At 68.1% G+C, this 15264-nt stretch carries 19 protein-coding genes; 3 read left to right on the plus strand and 16 right to left on the minus strand.

Annotation, left to right across the window (positions count from 1 at the left end):
• Window positions 1-52 precede the first annotated feature (52 nt).
• From U4Z64_RS29360 to U4Z64_RS29415, 12 genes are all read right to left on the minus strand, one after another.
• A complete protein-coding gene (locus U4Z64_RS29360; RefSeq protein ID WP_124486786.1) occupies window positions 53-910 on the minus strand; it encodes an ABC transporter permease in 858 nt (285 codons plus the stop codon).
• Window positions 911-944: 34 nt separating this feature from the next.
• The gene (locus tag U4Z64_RS29365) at window positions 945-1742 is read right to left on the minus strand and encodes an ABC transporter ATP-binding protein (RefSeq protein ID WP_044845187.1); all 798 of its coding nucleotides are present in this window, start codon (window positions 1740-1742) and stop codon (window positions 945-947) included.
• Between the two features lie 115 nt (window positions 1743-1857).
• Window positions 1858-2862, minus strand: a complete 1005-nt coding sequence (locus U4Z64_RS29370; RefSeq protein ID WP_044845245.1) for an ABC transporter substrate-binding protein — start codon at window positions 2860-2862, stop codon at window positions 1858-1860.
• A gap of 134 nt (window positions 2863-2996) precedes the next feature.
• Window positions 2997-3788, minus strand: a complete 792-nt coding sequence (gene fliR / locus U4Z64_RS29375; protein ID WP_321802013.1) for a flagellar biosynthetic protein FliR — start codon at window positions 3786-3788, stop codon at window positions 2997-2999.
• A gap of 29 nt (window positions 3789-3817) precedes the next feature.
• On the minus strand, window positions 3818-4090 hold the full coding sequence (gene fliQ / locus U4Z64_RS29380; protein WP_006750427.1) for a flagellar biosynthesis protein FliQ: 273 nt from the start codon (window positions 4088-4090) through the stop codon (window positions 3818-3820).
• A gap of 16 nt (window positions 4091-4106) precedes the next feature.
• Entirely contained in the window at window positions 4107-4868 is a 762-nt protein-coding gene (gene fliP / locus U4Z64_RS29385; RefSeq protein ID WP_321821812.1) for a flagellar type III secretion system pore protein FliP, read from the minus strand.
• 36 nt (window positions 4869-4904) lie between these two features.
• The gene (fliO, locus tag U4Z64_RS29390) at window positions 4905-5465 is read right to left on the minus strand and encodes a flagellar biosynthetic protein FliO (RefSeq protein WP_321821813.1); all 561 of its coding nucleotides are present in this window, start codon (window positions 5463-5465) and stop codon (window positions 4905-4907) included.
• Window positions 5462-5953: a flagellar motor switch protein FliN gene (gene fliN, locus U4Z64_RS29395; RefSeq protein ID WP_124486791.1), complete on the minus strand. Its 492-nt coding sequence runs from the start codon at window positions 5951-5953 to the stop codon at window positions 5462-5464. Before fliN ends, fliO begins: the two co-directional genes overlap by 4 nt.
• Complete coding sequence (gene fliM, locus U4Z64_RS29400) at window positions 5946-6944, minus strand: flagellar motor switch protein FliM (RefSeq protein WP_124486792.1); 999 nt, start codon at window positions 6942-6944, stop codon at window positions 5946-5948. The genes fliN and fliM overlap by 8 nt, the downstream gene beginning before the upstream one ends.
• Window positions 6945-6966: 22 nt before the next feature.
• Complete coding sequence (gene fliL / locus U4Z64_RS29405; protein ID WP_321821814.1) at window positions 6967-7503, minus strand: flagellar basal body-associated protein FliL; 537 nt, start codon at window positions 7501-7503, stop codon at window positions 6967-6969.
• Window positions 7504-7703: 200 nt separating this feature from the next.
• Window positions 7704-8426: an LrgB family protein gene (locus U4Z64_RS29410; RefSeq protein ID WP_044845194.1), complete on the minus strand. Its 723-nt coding sequence runs from the start codon at window positions 8424-8426 to the stop codon at window positions 7704-7706.
• A gap of 13 nt (window positions 8427-8439) precedes the next feature.
• Window positions 8440-8916 carry a CidA/LrgA family protein gene (locus U4Z64_RS29415; RefSeq protein ID WP_321821815.1) on the minus strand — a complete coding sequence of 159 codons (477 nt, stop codon included), beginning with the start codon at window positions 8914-8916 and terminating at the stop codon, window positions 8440-8442.
• A gap of 139 nt (window positions 8917-9055) precedes the next feature.
• On the opposite strand from U4Z64_RS29415, the gene U4Z64_RS29420 reads away from it, so the two are divergent.
• The gene (locus U4Z64_RS29420) at window positions 9056-9982 is read left to right on the plus strand and encodes a LysR family transcriptional regulator (protein WP_044845196.1); all 927 of its coding nucleotides are present in this window, start codon (window positions 9056-9058) and stop codon (window positions 9980-9982) included.
• A gap of 21 nt (window positions 9983-10003) precedes the next feature.
• Here U4Z64_RS29420 and U4Z64_RS29425 read toward each other — a convergent pair whose 3' ends face one another.
• The 4 genes from U4Z64_RS29425 to U4Z64_RS29440 form a co-directional block, all read right to left on the minus strand.
• Window positions 10004-10390, minus strand: a complete 387-nt coding sequence (locus U4Z64_RS29425) for a type II toxin-antitoxin system VapC family toxin (protein ID WP_257775091.1) — start codon at window positions 10388-10390, stop codon at window positions 10004-10006.
• The gene (locus U4Z64_RS29430) at window positions 10387-10635 is read right to left on the minus strand and encodes a type II toxin-antitoxin system Phd/YefM family antitoxin (RefSeq protein ID WP_044845198.1); all 249 of its coding nucleotides are present in this window, start codon (window positions 10633-10635) and stop codon (window positions 10387-10389) included. Before U4Z64_RS29430 ends, U4Z64_RS29425 begins: the two co-directional genes overlap by 4 nt.
• Before the next feature lie 106 nt (window positions 10636-10741).
• A complete protein-coding gene (locus U4Z64_RS29435; RefSeq protein ID WP_321821816.1) occupies window positions 10742-12304 on the minus strand; it encodes a DHA2 family efflux MFS transporter permease subunit in 1563 nt (520 codons plus the stop codon).
• A 175-nt stretch (window positions 12305-12479) separates the two neighbouring features.
• Window positions 12480-12968, minus strand: coding sequence for a MarR family winged helix-turn-helix transcriptional regulator (locus tag U4Z64_RS29440; RefSeq protein WP_044845200.1), 489 nt, complete (start codon window positions 12966-12968; stop codon window positions 12480-12482).
• Between the two features lie 176 nt (window positions 12969-13144).
• Here U4Z64_RS29440 and U4Z64_RS29445 point away from each other — a divergent pair, with 176 nt between their 5' ends.
• Both U4Z64_RS29445 and U4Z64_RS29450 read left to right on the plus strand, forming a co-directional pair.
• A complete protein-coding gene (locus tag U4Z64_RS29445; RefSeq protein ID WP_082088525.1) occupies window positions 13145-13429 on the plus strand; it encodes a multidrug ABC transporter ATPase in 285 nt (94 codons plus the stop codon).
• A 273-nt stretch (window positions 13430-13702) separates the two neighbouring features.
• The gene (locus U4Z64_RS29450) at window positions 13703-15250 is read left to right on the plus strand and encodes an efflux transporter outer membrane subunit (RefSeq protein WP_321821817.1); all 1548 of its coding nucleotides are present in this window, start codon (window positions 13703-13705) and stop codon (window positions 15248-15250) included.
• The last annotated feature ends 14 nt before the right edge of the window (window positions 15251-15264 follow it).

A 15264-nucleotide genomic window follows, 5' to 3' on the forward strand; every position in this document is an offset into this window, starting at 1 on the left:
GCCGGGGCAACCGGCGCGGTTCGGGCGTGTCATTCGATGATGCGTGCGTTGCTCAGAACGCGGCGGGGCGCCACTTGAGCAAGCGCTTCTCGAGCCAGGTCAGCAGGTAGTCGGCGGCCAGCGCGACCACGGCCAGCACGATCATCGCCGCGAACACGCCGCTCGCGTTGAACGCGCCCTGGGCGGTGGAGATTAGCAGGCCGATGCCCTGCTTGGAACCCAGGAATTCGCCGACGACCGCACCGACCAGCGCGAAACCGAAGCTCACGTGCAGGCTCGCGAGAATCCACGACAGCGCGGACGGAATCACGACCGACGTGGTGATCTGCCGGCGCGACGCGCCGAGGATCTGCGCGTTCGCGATCAGGTAGCGGTCGGCTTCGCGCACGCCCTGGAACGCGTTGCCGAACACGACGAAGAACACCATCACGACGGCCAGCGCGATCTTCGACGCCATGCCGAGGCCGAGCGCGATCACGAAAATCGAGCCGAGCACGACGCGCGGGATCGAGTTCGCGATCTGGATATAGAGGCCGAACACGTCGGACATCAGCTTGTTGCGGCCGAGTACGATCCCGCAGAGCACGCCGGCGACCGAGCCGATCAGGAAGCCGATCGTGGTTTCCTCGAGCGTCACCCAGACCTGCGTAAGCAGCGGCCCTTGCGACGTGCCGTTCGCGAACCAGTCCTGGAGCTGCGCGAAGATCAGCGTCGGCTGCGAGAAGAAGAACGGATCGATCCACTTCAGGCGCGCGGCGAGTTCCCAGCCGCCCAGCACGACGACGAGCACGGCGATCCGCAGGCCGATGATCAGTTGCCGGCGGCGGCGCAGCCGGGTTTGAGCGGCACGCGACTCGTCCTCGAGCGACGGTGCCGGAATGGCGGTGGGGGGAAGCGTCATGTCGGTCATGCTCCTGTCCTATCCTGTCCTGTCCTTGCTGCTGTCAGCCGATCTGCACTTCTTCGCGCAGGTCGTGCCAGATGTCCTTGGAAATTTCGATGAAGCGCGTGTCGTAGCGAATCTCCGACGTGACGCGCGGGCGCGGCAGGTCGATCTCGTACACGCGCTTGAGCGTCGCGGGGCGCGCGGTCAGCACGAACACGCGGTCGGCGAGCGCGATCGCCTCCTCGAGATCGTGCGTGACGAACACGACCGAGCCCTTGTTCGCGGACCACAGCTGCAGCAGCTCGTCCTGCATCAGCGTGCGTGTCTGCATGTCGAGCGCGGAGAACGGCTCGTCCATCAGCAGGATTTCCGGCTGGTTGATGAAGGTCTGCGCGAGCGCGACGCGCTTGCGCATCCCGCCGGAGAGCTGGTGCGGGTAGTGTTTCGTGAACTTGTCGAGGCCGACCTTGCGGATCCATTCCTCGGCCTGCGCATAGGCGACGTCCTTCGAGCGGCCGCGAAACAGCGGGCCTGCCGCGACGTTGTCGATCACGTTGCGCCACGGGAACACCGCGTCGGCCTGGAACACGAAGCCGATGCGCGGATCGATCCCGTCGACCGGGCGGCCCATCACGCGCACCTCGCCGGAAGCCGGCTTCAACAGCCCGGTGATCAGGTTCAGCGTGGTCGACTTGCCGCAGCCGGTCGGCCCGACGATCGCGATGAACTCGCCGCGCGCGACGCTCATGCTGAAGTCGCGCAGCGCGACGGTGGCCTTGCCTTCCGGCGAAATGAAGCGGCACGACACATTGCGAAACTCGATCGCCGGTGTGCTCGGAGAAACTGCCTGGGTCATCGCATTCGTCCTGCGGGTGAGGAGGGCGCCGCATCGTGGCGGCGCCGGGCCGGTCAGCCGGGCCGGAACGGGGAACGCGCGGCGGCGGGATCGCCGCCGCCGGCGCCGAGATCGATTACTTCGCGTTCACGAAATCGTTGGTGTAGGTGCGCGCCAGGTCGATGTGCTTGCCCTTCACCGACGGGTTGAACGCCGACAGTACCTTCAGCACGGTCGCCGGGCCGTCGGCCGGCATCTTCGCGTCGGCGGTGTACATCGGCAGCGATGCCTTCAGCGCGGACACGTAAAGCGCCTTGTCCTTCTGGTAGTCGGCCGGCATCTTCGCGGCGATCTCCTCGGCGCTGTGCGTGTGGATGAACTGCATCGTCTTCGCGAACGCGTGCGCGAGCTTGGTGGCTTCGGCCTTGTGCGAATCGGCCCACGCCGACTGCACGTACAGGCTCGCCGCCGGATAGGTGCCGCCGAGCGCGGCGCGCGTGCCTTCCAGCGTGCGCAGGTCGACCAGCACCTTCGCGTCGCCCATCTTCTCGAGCGCGGACACCGTCGGCTCGGTCGTCATCCCGGCGTCGATGCGGCCCTGCTTGATCGCGGCGATGAAGCTCGCGTCGGCGCCGACCGGCAGCATCGTGTACTGCGTCGACGGCACGCCGTGCTGCAGCGCGAGGTATTGGGTGAGGAAGCTCGTCGACGAGCCGAGGCCGGTCACGCCGAGCGTCTTGCCCTTCGCGTCGGCCATCGACTTGAAGGTGGGTGCCGCCTTGGTCGACACCATCTCGACCTCGCCCGGCACCTGGCCGAACACGGCGATCGCCTTCACGTCCTTGCCCTTGCTCTGCAGGTCGATCGTGTGGTCGTAGAAGCCGACGACGCCCTGCACGGCGCCCGCCAGCAGCTCGTTCTCGGCGTCGACGCCGGCCGGCTGCGACAGCAGCTCGACGTCGAGCCCTTCGGCCTTGAAGTTGCCGAGCTCCTGCGTGAGCCGCGCGGGCAGGTAGATCAGCTTCGCGATCCCGCCGACCATGATCGTGATCTTGCCGCCGTCGTCGGCGAAAGCGGGGTGAGCGGCGAGCGCGCAGCTCAGGCTGGCTGCCACGGCGAGGGTGCGCAGGATGGGTCGCATCGGGGTCGTCTCCTTCGTTGTATTCGTATGGCGCGATGCTTGCTGCATCGTCCTGACGAGTATAGGGAGGCGAAACCTTCCGGTACCTTTCGCGGGCGGGCGATTCCTTTAGGGGTTTTCCAGCAATCGGCGGCTCAAGCGACCTGGCGCCACCCGATCAACACCCGCCCCATCGCATCCAGCCCCATGTCGAACAGATGCGACACGAACGGCACGAGGTTCGGGATCATCAGTTGCACGAGCAACAGCCCGACCAGCATCGTGACCGGAAAGCCGATCTGGAAGATGCCGATCTGCGGCGCCGCGCGGTTCAGGATCCCGAGCGCGAGGTTCGCGATCAGCAGCGCCGCGACGACCGGCAGCGCGAGCAGCAGCCCCATCTCGAACACGGTCGCGCCGAACGCGGCGAGCGTGCGCCAGCCGGGCGCGTGCAGCAGGTCGGCCGACACCGGCAGCGTCTGGAACGACGCGGCCAGCGCCGCGAACACCTGCAGGTGGCCGTCCACCGCGAGAAACGCGAGCATCGCGATCGCGTTCAGGAAGCGGCCCATCGCCGGCGTCGCGCCGTTCGAATGCGGGTCGAAGAAGGTCGCGAAGCCGAGCCCCATCGACAGGCCGATGAAGTCGCCGGCCGCCTCGACGGCCGCGAACACGATCTGCATCGTGAAGCCCATCGCGACGCCGATCAGGAACTGCGTGACGACGATCCAGATGCCCTGCGCGGAGAACACCGTGACGCCCGGCATCGCGCCGAGCGTCGGCGCGACGACCAGCGCCAGGAACGCGGCGATGCCGATCTTCACGCGCACCGGCACGGCCGCATGGCCGACCACGGGTGCCGTCGCGACGAGCGCGAGCATCCGCACGAACGGCCACAGGAAGGCCGTCAGCCAGCCGTTGAGCTGCGCGTAGGTAACCGAGAACATCGGCGGGGAACGAAAGCCTGGCGCGCCGCTCAGCCGGCGCCGAGCGTCGCGACGTGCAGCAGCGTCTGCCGCAGGTAGTCGAGCATCGTCGTCAGCATCCACGGGCCGGCGATCACGAGCGTCGCGGCCACCGCGAGCAGCTTCGGGATGAACGACAGCGTCGATTCGTTGATCTGCGTCGCGGCCTGGAACAGGCTCACGACGAGGCCGACCGCGAGCGCGACCAGCAGCAGCGGGGCGGCCAGCAGCAGGCCGACCATCATCGCCTGGTGCGCCAGCGTCATCACCTGTTCGGGTGTCATCGTGCGCTTCCTCCGCTTACGTGAAGCTCTGCGCGAGCGAGCCGATCAGGAGCTGCCAGCCGTCGACCAGCACGAACAGCATCAGCTTGAACGGCAGCGACACGGTGGACGGCGACACCATCATCATCCCCATCGACATCAGCACGCTCGCGACGACCATGTCGATGATCAGGAACGGGATGAAGATCGTGAAGCCGATCTGGAAGCCGGTCTTCAGCTCGCTCGTGACGAACGCGGGCACCAGCAGCGACAGCGGCACGTCTTCCGGGCCCTGCATCGGCGCGGCCTTCGAGATCTTCGCGAACAGCGCGAGATCGGTCTCGCGGGTCTGCTTCAGCATGAAGGTCTTGAACGGCGCGACGCCGCGCTGCACGGCCTGCTCCATCGGCATCGAGCCGTCGGAAAACGGCTTGTAGCCGTCGGCGTACGCGCGGTCGAGCACCGGCGACATCACGAAGAAGGTGAGGAACATCGCGAGGCCGACCAGCACCTGGTTCGGCGGCGTCGTCGCGGTGCCGAGCGCTTGGCGCAGCAGCGACAGCACGATGATGATGCGCGTGAAGCTCGTCATCATCAGCAGCATCGCCGGCAGGAACGACAGCATCGTGAGCAGCAGCATCGTCTGCACGCTCAGCGAATAGGTGGTGCCGCCGTTCGGGCCCGGGCTCGTGTTGAACGCGGGCAGGCCGGCCCCCTGCGCGCACGCGAGCGCCGGGGCGGCGCAGAGGATCAGCACGGGCGTGAAGCGCGCCGCGCGACGCAGGAATTCGTGTTTCATCGGAATGCGAGTACGGAAAGAGGGCGCGACGCCATGTCAGCGGTCCTTGCCGCGTCCGAAGCGCTTCGCGGCTTCGCCCGCGAGCGCGTCGCGAAACCGCGCGCCGAACGTGCCGGGCTGACCGCCGCCGGTTGCGGTGCCGCCGGCAGGAGCCTCGACCGTCGCGGTGGCCGCCGCCGAGCCGGCCGGCAGCGTATGCAGCAGCCGCACGTTGCCCGGCGCGACGCCGAGCACGAGCCAGGTATCGCCGATCTCGACGATCGTCGCGCTTTCCTTCGCGCCGAGCCCGACGCTCGACACGACCTTCAGCGGGCCGCCGCGCCGCGCGGGCTGGAACCCGAAGCGGCGCGCGAGCCACGCGCAGCCGAACACGAGGCCGATCACGACCGCGAGCCCGACGAGTGTCTGCAGCACCGCGCCGACGCCGAGCGACGGCACGGCCGAGCCGACCGTCACGCTCGATGCGATGGCGCCGGCGTTGTTCACCGCGTTCATGTCGGCGGCGCCGGCCGGCGCGCACGCAAGCGACGCGGCAACGGCAGCCGCCGCCGCGATCGCGAACAGGCGCGCGCGCCGGCCAGACGTCACGACTTTCATCGATTCAGCTTCCGGATCCGTTCGGCCGGCGTGATGATGTCGGTCAGCCGGATGCCGAACTTGTCGTTGACCACCACGACCTCGCCCTGCGCGATCAGGCAGCCGTTCACGAGCACGTCCATCGGCTCGCCGGCGAGGCCGTCGAGCTCGACGACCGACCCCTGCGCGAGCTGCAGCAGGTTGCGGATCGCGATCTTGGTGCGGCCGAGCTCCACGGTCATCTTGACCGGGATGTCGAGAATCATCTCGATGTCGTTGTGCGTCGAGCTGGCCGCAGCCTTCGACAGCGGCTGGAACACGCCGGCGCCGGTCGCGCCCGCCTGCACCGGCTGCTGGTTCTGCTCGGCGAGCGCGGCAGCCCAGTCGTCAATGCCCGAATCCTCTTCCGCGGCGGCGGGCGCGGCCTGCACGGCCGCGGCCGATTCCGCGAGGGCCGCGTCGGCGAGTGCCTGCGGGTCGAGTTCGGTCGTCGGGTTCAGCTCACTCATATCCACCTTCCTTCATCGTGTCGCCCGCGCTGATCATCTTCTGTACGCGCAACGCATATTGACCATTGAAAATGCCGTAGCCGCACTCCATCACCGGCACGCCGTCGACCTTCGCGGTGATCGTGTCCGCGATCTCCAGCGGCAGCACGTCGCCCGCGCGCAGGTTCAGGATCTTCTCGAACGTCGACGGGATCTCGGCGAGATCCGCGCTCAGCTCGACCTCGGCCGACTGCACCTGCTGCGACAGCACGCGCACCCAGCGGCGGTCGACTTCGAGCGCCTCGCCCTGGATCGGCGACGCGAGCACGTCGCGGATCGGCTCGACCATCGAGTACGGCATGCAGATGTGCAGCGTGCCGCCGGTCGGTCCGAACTCGATCGAGAACTGCGTGACGATCACGATCTCGTTCGGCGTCGCGACGTTCGCGAACTGCGTGTGCATCTCCGAGCGCACGAATTCGAACTGCAGCGGCCGCACGCTCTTCCACGCGGTCGTGTAGTGCTCGAACACGAGGTTCAGCAGCTTGCCGATGATCCGCTGCTCGGTGGCCGTGAAGTCGCGGCCCTCGACGCGCGTGTGGAAACGCCCGTCGCCGCCGAACAGGTTGTCGACGACGAAGAACACGAGGTTCGGGTCGAACACGAACAGCGACGTGCCGCGCAGCGGCTTCACGTGCACCAGGTTCAGGTTCGTCGGGATCGGCAGGTTGCGGGTGAACTCGCTGTACTTCTGTACCTTCACCTGGCTCACGGAGATTTCCGCCGTGCGCCGCATGAAGTTGAAGATGCCGATCCGCAAGAGGCGCGCGAAGCGGTCGTTGATGATCTCGAGGCCGGGCATCCGGCCGCGGACGATCCGCTCCTGCGTCGCGATGTTGTAGGGGCGGACGCCCGACGTATCGCGCTGCTCGTCGATTGCGTCGGTTTCGCCCGTGACGCCCTTGAGGAGGGCATCGACCTCCTCCTGGGACATGAACTCCTGGTGGCCCATGCGCGCTCCTTTTCCGGCCGCGTTACTGGACGACGAATTCGGTGAACAGCACGTCGTCGACCTTCGCGCGCTGGTTGCCCGGCTGCGTCGGCTGTTCGATCAGCTCGCGCAGCTCCTTCGCGAGCGAACGCTTGCCGTCCGGCGTCGCGAGATCCTCGGGATGCTTGTTCGACAGCGCGAGCAGGATCCGGCTGCGGGTCTCCGGCATGCGCGCAGTCAGCTGCTCCTGTGCCTTCGGGTCGGTGAGCTTCAGCGACAGGCCGACGCGCAGGTAGTGCTGCACGCCGTCGTCCGACTGCAGGTTGACGGTCAGCGGGTCGAGCGGGAAGAACACCGGAGCGGCCAGCGGCGCCGGTTCGGCGGGCGCGCTCGCATGGCCGACGCCGGTCTTGCTCAGGAACACGTACATGCCGCCCGCGGCGGCGGCCGCTGCGCCCAGCGCGATGACGGCGATGAGCGCGATGCGCTTGAACTTGGCGGACGAGGCCGGCTTGTCGGCAGTCGGGTTTGCGGTCGTGGAGGCCATGTGAATGCGTGCGTGATGTCTCGTAGCATGCATTGTTCGGCATCCGGGCCGAGCCCGATGGGCGGAAAAGAGGGGGGAATTGCGGCTATCTCAGCCGATTGTCGGCCGCGTGTCGGCTCGATGCAGGGTACGAGCGGCGGGAAAACGGCGTCTGCGAGCGGTGAGGCAGGCGACCGGCGGGCATCCGGGCCTTCGGGCGGGAAGGGCGGGCGGCGGCACCCGCCCGCGCATCGTCAGATCGGCAGCAGCGACAGCAGCGGCGCGATCAGCACCATCGCCACGCCCGCGATCATCATCGTGAGGCTCGACACGACGCCTTCCTCGCTGCCGATCTCGCGCGCCTTCGCCGTGCCCACGCCGTGGGCGGCCGCGCCGAACAGCGCGCCGCGCGCGAGCCGCGTGCGCATCGGCACCAGCGCGAGCACGATCTCGCCGAGCAGCATCCCGCAGATGCCGGTCGCGATCACGAACAGCGCGGTGAGGTCCTTCGGCGCATGGATCTTGTCGGACACGGCGAGCGCGAACGGGGTCGACACCGAGCGCGTCATCAGCGAGCGCTGCAGCTCAGGCGACAGGTGCAGCAGCTTCGCGAGCAGCAGCGATCCGCACACGCCGGCACCGATCCCGACCGCGACGCCGACCGACAGCGACAGCCAGTGGCGGCGGATCAGGTCGCGATACTCGTAGATCGGCACCGCGAACGCGATCGTCGCCGGGCCGAGCAGCCACATCAGCCAGCGCGTGTCGCGGAAGTAGACCGAATACGGGATGCCGGTCAGCACGACGAGCAGCGCCAGCACGCCCGGCACGAACACGAGCGGCGAGAACAGCAGCGTCTTCCTGTATGCGTAGAGCCGCTTCGACACGAAATACAGGACGACCGTCAGCACGAAGCAGCCGACGGAGATCGCGGTATTCACGCGGTCGGCGGACAGGTTCGACAGCAGCGCAAGCATCGCAGGCTCCGGCTCAGTGGGCCGACGCGGTCGCGAGGCGCGCACGGCGGCGCTCGGCGAACACACGCTGCGCGGCGAGCCGGCGCTCGAGCTTCGCGGCGAGGTCGACCGCCACCGCCACCGCAACCATCACGAACGCGGTGCCGGCGAGCATGACCAGCGCGATGCGCCAGCCGTCCTCGCGGAACAGCCCGCCATACTGGACGGCCGCGACAGCGGCCGGCACGAAGAACAGCAGCATGTCGGACAGGAGCCAGTTCGCGCCGTCCTTCACCCACGCGGGCGCGACCCGGCCCGAGAACAGCAGCGCGAGCAGCACCGCGAGGCCGACCACGCCGGACGGCACCGGCAGCCCGACCGTGCGCACGGCCCAGTCGACCGCCATCCACAGCACGCCGAGCGCGGCGGCCTGCAGCACGATCCGGCCCGTACGCGCAACGTTGCCCGCGGCGGCGGGGCGGGCGGCGGCAGTGGCGGTCGGCTTGGTCATGGCGGGCTCCATACAGATATTGCGTTGATGGTGTGAGTATAGGGTTTCCCCTAACCATAAATAAAATGACTTGTCTCTATCCTTGTCATTCCAATTCGGAATTCAGCTTGGTTCGTTGCACCAACTTGGGGAGTCATCGATGGAATTGCGCGCGCTGCGGTACTTCGTCGAGGTGGTCCGTCAGCAGAGCTTCACGGCGGCTGCCGACCGGTTGTTCGTCACGCAGCCGACCATCAGCAAGATGGTGAAGGCGCTCGAGGACGAGATCGGCTCGCCGCTGTTGCTGCGCGACGGCCGGCAGATGGTGCTGACCGACGCGGGGCGGATCGTGTTCCAGCGCGGCCAGGACGTGCTCGCCGCGCAGGCGCAGCTGCAGTCGGAGCTGAAGGATCTGGGCACGCTCGGGCGCGGCGAGCTGACGATCGGCATTCCGCCGCTCGGCGGGTCGCTGTTCACGCCGATCATCGCCGCGTACAAGCAGCGTTATCCGAACATCGAGCTGAAGCTGTTCGAGCAGGGCGCGCGGATGATCGAGGCCGCGCTGATGTCGGGCGAGCTCGAGCTCGGCGGGCTGCTGGAGCCGGTCGATCCGGCCACGTTCGAGCGACTGCCGATGGTGCGCGCGCCGCTGTGGCTGGTCGCACCGCGCGAGTCGCGCTGGGAGGATCACACGGCCGTGCCGCTCGCCGATCTGGCGCGCGAGTCGTTCGTGTTCTACGCGGAAAGCCTCGCGCTGCACGACGCGGTGCTCGACGCGTGCCGGCAGGCCGGCTTCACGCCGTCGATCGTGAGCCGCAGCGGTCATTGGGATTTCATGGCCGCGCTGGTGCACGCGGGCGTCGGCATCGCGCTGTTGCCGGAGCCGTACTGCCGGCGGCTCGATGCGCGGCAGTTCACGTGCCGGCCGATCGTCGAGCCGGAGATCACCTGGGCGATCGCGCTCGGCTGGCTGAAGAAGGGTTACCTGTCGCACGCGGCGCGGGCGTGGCTCGACGTCGCGCGGGCGACGCTGCCGATCGCGTCGGGCGACGACCTGGCCTTCGGCGGGTTGCGGGCGCGGGAGTGAGGCGCGCGGCGCGGGCAGAATTCAGACGTGCTGAATCGGGCCCGCGTACCGCGCAACGGTGTGGTCGTGCGTGAGCAGCGATACACCTTCCGAAATTGCCTGCGCGATCAACAGCCGATCGAACGGATCGCGATGGACCGCCGGCAACTGCTCGACGCAGAGAACGTGCGCGCTCGTGATCGGCAATTCCACGTAGCCGACATCGAGCAGGTTGCGACGGAGCAGATGGGGATCGACCTGGAAATCGTCCCGATCCAGTCCGCGCTTGATCACGATTTCCCAGAGACTCACGACACTGAAAAGCAGGGTATAAGCCGGATCCTGAATGATCGACCGGGCGCTGCTCGGTAGTTCCGCAGCGTCGGCCGCCGCCCAAAGGAGCAGATGGGTGTCGAGCAGGACTTTCACGCGTCGCCCTCGAACAGCCTCCGAATGGCCTCGTCACCCATCGTGTCGAAATCGTCGGGAACCTGAATCTGTCCCTTCATGAAGCCGATCCGAGCCGGGGGAACGGCTTCAGGCGCATTGATCGGCACCACCTTGACGAGCGGCTTGCCGGCTTTCGCGATCACGAACGGTTCGCCCGCGTGGACGGCTTCGTCAATCAAACGCGATAGATTCGTCTTCGCGTCATGCATGTTGTAGGTCTGCATTCCCTCATCCCATGTGAACTAAGTTCAGTAATTTACTTAGCTTAGTCCGAACGGAAGGGGCTTGCAAGACGAACAAGGTGCAGCGAAAACGGTCCAGCCTCCGCGTTCAGTGCCCCATCGCCGGCCCCGCGCCTTTCCTCGGCTTCGTGATCCACACGAGCGCCGCGAGCGCGATGAACACGCCCGCCGACAGATGGAAGAAGTCGTTGGTCGCCATCATGAAGCCCTGCTGCGTGACGAGCTGGTTGAGCTGCGCGTTGGCCGTCTGCCCGACGATCCCGAGCTGCGCGAGCGCGCCCTGGTAGTCGGTCGTGCTCTGCGCGTAGATGCTCACCGATTCCGACAGCCGCGCGTGGTGATAGATCGCATCGTTCTCCCAGAACGTCGAGCTGGCCGCGGTGCCGATCGCGCCGGACAGCGTGCGCAGGAAGTTCGACAGCCCGGACGCGCTCGCGAGCCGCTCGTCGGAGATGCTCGACAGCGTGATCGTCGTCATCGGCACGAAGAAGCACGCGACGCCGATCCCCTGCACGAGCCGCGGCAGGATCACGTGGTTGAACGGCACGTCGAGCGTGAACGTCGAATTCCAGACCGATACACCCGCGAACACGATGAACGCGAAGCTCGCGACCATCCGCAGGTCGAGCCGGTGCATGTTGCGCCCGATCAGCGGCGACAGCACCAGCGCGAGCAGCCCGACCGGCGCGGTCGCGAGGCCGGCCTTGCCGGCCGTGTAGCCCATCACCGTCTGCAGCCACAGCGGGAAGATCACGACCGAGCCGAAGAACGCCATGAAGCCGAACGAGATGATCAGCGCGCCGAGCGCGAAGTTGCGGTCCTTGAACAGCGACAGGTCGACCACCGGTTCCTTCTCGGTCGCCTCCCACACGAGCATGAACGCGATCGACACGACCGCGATCAGCGCGAGCGCGACGATGAAGCTCGAGTTGAACCAGTCGCGGTCCTTGCCGAGGTCCAGCATCATCTGCAGGCACGACACGCCGATCACGAGCAGCGCGAGGCCGACCGCGTCGATCCGCTGCTTCGTCGTCTTCGTCTCGCGGCCGCGCAGCAGGAAGTACGCGCAGGCCGCCGAGAAGATGCCGATCGGCAGGTTGATGTAGAAGATCCACGGCCATGTGTAGTTGTCGCTGATCCAGCCGCCCAGCAACGGGCCGAAGATCGGCGCGACGATCACCGTCATCGCCCACAGCCCGAGCGCGAGCCCGCGCTTCGCGGGCGGATAGCTGCGCATCAGGATCGTCTGCGACAGCGGCACCATCGGCCCGGACACGAGGCCCTGCAGCAGCCGGAACGCGATCAGCGTCTCGAAGTTCGACGCGAGGCCGCACAGCGCCGACGCGATCGTGAACGCAAGCACCGACAGCGTGAACAGGCGCACCTCGCCGACCCGCCGTGCGAGCCAGCCGGTCAGCGGCACCGCGATCGCGGACGCGACCGAATACGACGAGATCACCCACGTGCCTTCGCTCGTCGCGACGCCGAGGCTGCCCGAGATGGTCGGCACCGCGACGTTCGCGATCGACGTGTCGAGCACTTCCATGAAGGTGCCGAGCGCGAGCCCGACGGTGAGGAGCGCGAGCGCGCCGCCGGTAAGCGGCGCGGGTTGGGCGGCAGGTGGCGCGGCGGATGCCGTGGTGGCGGACATCGGAATCTCCTAGACGCGGCACGCGCAGCGCGCCGGCACAACACACGGGCGCACCCTATCGCGCGGCCCGGACGGGTGGAACGGGTGAGGGGAGAGATGGAGCACGTGCCTCGTCATCTTCTGCCCAGACAGAGAAATAAGCGAATGCTTAACCTAGACATCGGGCCTCCCGCGCTCAGCAATCCGGTTCGTCGGGCTTCGGGCAGCCGGCATCGCCGGGCCCGTTGGCGATGAACCGCTGCAGCAGGCCGGTGAGCAGCGCGAGTTCGTCGGCCGAGAAACCGGCGAGCTGCGCGTTCAACGCGGTCGCGATCAGCGACGGCAGCGCGCGGGCCGCGTCGGCGCCGCGCTCGGTCAGCGTCAGCTCGATCACGCGGCGGTCCTGTTCGCTGCGCGAGCGCGCGATCAGGCCCTTGCGCTCGAGGCGGTCGAGCATCCGGGTCATCGAACCGCTGTCGTACGACATCTTGCGCGACAGCTCGAACGGCGTGCGCGCATAACCGCGCGACAGCAGCAGGATCACGCCGATCTGCTGCGCGGTGAGGTCGTACGGCTCGAGTGCGCGGTCCATTCTCTCGACGAGCGCCTGCCGGGCCTTGGTCAGGTAATAACCGAGGCTCGTTTCCAGTGCAATGGTGTCGGGATCGTAGAGGCCGCCGTTCATGCGAATTGCGCGCGCAGCAACAGTGCGTTTCAGGTCAAAACGCGCCCAGTATCTTGAAAAATGATTGCTTAGTCAATATTATTTCAGGCAACCAGTTACGACGTGCATGCCGCACTGCCGGAGACGATGTTCTGACCGCTCAGCCCGCGCTGCCGGGCACCCCGAGGATGTTCGCAATGCTGTTCCTGAAAAATGCCGCCGGCGCGCTGCGCCGCAACCTGACCGATACCGCTCATCATGTGTTCTCCGGGCCGCACCGCGGCTGGAAGATCGCGCTGTACGTGACGATGCTGGTGGTGCCGGGCGGGTCGCTCGCGGCGCTCGGGTTTGCCTGGTTCGATCACCGCCGGCAGCGCAACGCGAAGGGCGCCGCCCGCCGCACGAGCCGGCCGGCGGCCACGGAGCCGTCGACATGGCGGTCCGCCGCCGATCCCGTCCCGGTGCCCGCGCGCTGCCACTGACACCGCTCGCTCCCGCCATCCCGACCGAATGCCGGCCGCACCCCGCGTCCCGGCGTCGCCTGCGCCGCATTCGTCGCCTGCCTCGAGCGCAAGCGATCCGTAATGACCGGTAAACCGGCCGGCCGCGCCGGTAACACATTCGTGCCGCCGCGCACCGTACCCTTAGGGCTGCGCGGCTTTCCCGCCGTCAGTTACCATTTGTCCGCCAGCGGCACGACGACCGCATCGCGCGACGCCGCTCGCCGGCCGCAGCATCCCGACAGGAAAACCACCATGCCGTACGCTCCCCTCCCGCGCGCCCTTCGCCCGCTGAGCGCCGCCGTCGCCGTCGCGACGGCCGTGCTGCTCGCCGGCTGCGCCGTCGGGCCCGACTATCACCGGCCCGACACGTCGATCCCCGCCGCCTTCAAGGAAGCGCCGGCCGGCTGGAAAGTCGCGCAGCCCGCCGACCGCGCCGACCGCGGTCCGTGGTGGAGCGTCTACAACGACCCGCAGCTCGACGCACTGGTCGGCAAGCTCAACGCATCGAACCAGACCATCGCGCAATCGGCCGCCGCGTACCGGCAGGCCCGCGCGCTCGTCGCCGAAGCGCGTGCCGCGTACTTCCCGACCGTCGGGCTGACCGCCTCGGGCTCACGCTCCCGGACGGGGCGTACGTCGTCTTCGTCGAGCTTCGGCAGCAGTTCGTCGATCAGCAACAGCTACAGCGTCGGCCTCGACGCGAGCTGGGAACCCGACCTGTGGGGCAAGGTGAGCCGCACCGTCAGCGCGCAGCGCGCCGGCGAAGCGGCCGCCGCGGCCGATCTCGCGAACGCGCGGCTCTCGCAGCAGGCGCTGCTCGCGCAGACCTACTTCCAGCTGCGCACGTCCGACGCGCTGCAGAAGCTGCTCGACGACACCGTGAAGTCGTACGGCGAATCGCTGAAGCTCACGCAGAACCAGTACGCGCAGGGCGTCGCCGCGCGCGCGGACGTGATCCAGGCGCAGACGCAGCTGCAGAGCGCGCAGGCCGCGTCGATCGACAACGGCGTCGCGCGCGCGCAGTACGAGCATGCGATCGCGACACTGATCGGCGAACCGGCATCGACGTTCTCGCTGGCGCCGAACCCGCTCGCGGCGGAGCCGCCGATCACGCCGGTCGACGTGCCGTCCGCGCTGCTCGAGCGCCGGCCCGACATCGCGGCGGCCGAGCGCCGCGCGGCGGCCGCGAACGAGCAGATCGGCGTCGCGATCGCCGCGTTCTTCCCGACACTCACCCTGTCGGCCACCGGCGGCTTCCAGAGCTCGGTGTGGTCGCAACTGTTCACGCTGCCCGCGCGGTTCTGGACGGTCGGCCCGCAGCTCGCGGCGACGCTGTTCGACGCCGGCCTGCGCGCCGCGCAAACGGATGCCGCGCGCGCGACCTACGACCAGGACGTCGCCGCGTACCGCCTCGCGGTGCTCACCGCGTTCCAGGACGTCGAGGACAACCTCGCGTCGCAGCGCATCCTCGCGCAGGAAGTCGACGTGCAGCGGCAGGCCGTCGACAGCGCCCAGCACGCGCTCGCGATCGTCACGAACCAGTACAAGGCCGGCACGGTCGCCTACCTGAACGTGCTGACCGCGCAGACCACCGCGTTCACCGCGCAGCAGAAGCTCGCGACGATCGCCGGCCAGCGAATGGTGTCGTCGGTCGGGCTCGTGAAGGCGCTCGGCGGCGGCTGGGATGCGTCGGACCTCGCGCGCGAAACGGGTGACATGGCGGCACCGGCGCCGGCATCCGGTGCGGCGGCGCCGACCGCGACCGCGCCGTCGGCCGCCGTGCCGCTCGCGCAGAAGTAAGACGGAAAGGAGAG

The organism is Burkholderia sp. BCC1996, from assembly GCF_905339955.1.
Classification (GTDB): Bacteria; Pseudomonadota; Gammaproteobacteria; order Burkholderiales; family Burkholderiaceae; genus Burkholderia.

What these genes read in the sequence shown, in the direction of transcription:
- U4Z64_RS29360 (WP_124486786.1), bottom strand. Translation starts at nt 910, where the DNA reads ATGACCGACATGACGCTTCCCCCCACCGCCATTCCGGCACCGTCGCTC.
- U4Z64_RS29365 (WP_044845187.1), bottom strand. Translation starts at nt 1,742, where the DNA reads ATGACCCAGGCAGTTTCTCCGAGCACACCGGCGATCGAGTTTCGCAAT.
- U4Z64_RS29370 (WP_044845245.1), bottom strand. Translation starts at nt 2,862, where the DNA reads ATGCGACCCATCCTGCGCACCCTCGCCGTGGCAGCCAGCCTGAGCTGC.
- fliR (WP_321802013.1), bottom strand. Translation starts at nt 3,788, where the DNA reads ATGTTCTCGGTTACCTACGCGCAGCTCAACGGCTGGCTGACGGCCTTC.
- fliQ (WP_006750427.1), bottom strand. Translation starts at nt 4,090, where the DNA reads ATGACACCCGAACAGGTGATGACGCTGGCGCACCAGGCGATGATGGTC.
- fliP (WP_321821812.1), bottom strand. Translation starts at nt 4,868, where the DNA reads ATGAAACACGAATTCCTGCGTCGCGCGGCGCGCTTCACGCCCGTGCTG.
- fliO (WP_321821813.1), bottom strand. Translation starts at nt 5,465, where the DNA reads ATGAAAGTCGTGACGTCTGGCCGGCGCGCGCGCCTGTTCGCGATCGCG.
- fliN (WP_124486791.1), bottom strand. Translation starts at nt 5,953, where the DNA reads ATGAGTGAGCTGAACCCGACGACCGAACTCGACCCGCAGGCACTCGCC.
- fliM (WP_124486792.1), bottom strand. Translation starts at nt 6,944, where the DNA reads ATGGGCCACCAGGAGTTCATGTCCCAGGAGGAGGTCGATGCCCTCCTC.
- fliL (WP_321821814.1), bottom strand. Translation starts at nt 7,503, where the DNA reads ATGCATGCTACGAGACATCACGCACGCATTCACATGGCCTCCACGACC.
- U4Z64_RS29410 (WP_044845194.1), bottom strand. Translation starts at nt 8,426, where the DNA reads ATGCTTGCGCTGCTGTCGAACCTGTCCGCCGACCGCGTGAATACCGCG.
- U4Z64_RS29415 (WP_321821815.1), bottom strand. Translation starts at nt 8,916, where the DNA reads ATGACCAAGCCGACCGCCACTGCCGCCGCCCGCCCCGCCGCCGCGGGC.
- U4Z64_RS29420 (WP_044845196.1), top strand. Translation starts at nt 9,056, where the DNA reads ATGGAATTGCGCGCGCTGCGGTACTTCGTCGAGGTGGTCCGTCAGCAG.
- U4Z64_RS29430 (WP_044845198.1), bottom strand. Translation starts at nt 10,635, where the DNA reads ATGCAGACCTACAACATGCATGACGCGAAGACGAATCTATCGCGTTTG.
- U4Z64_RS29435 (WP_321821816.1), bottom strand. Translation starts at nt 12,304, where the DNA reads ATGTCCGCCACCACGGCATCCGCCGCGCCACCTGCCGCCCAACCCGCG.
- U4Z64_RS29440 (WP_044845200.1), bottom strand. Translation starts at nt 12,968, where the DNA reads ATGAACGGCGGCCTCTACGATCCCGACACCATTGCACTGGAAACGAGC.
- U4Z64_RS29445 (WP_082088525.1), top strand. Translation starts at nt 13,145, where the DNA reads ATGCTGTTCCTGAAAAATGCCGCCGGCGCGCTGCGCCGCAACCTGACC.
- U4Z64_RS29450 (WP_321821817.1), top strand. Translation starts at nt 13,703, where the DNA reads ATGCCGTACGCTCCCCTCCCGCGCGCCCTTCGCCCGCTGAGCGCCGCC.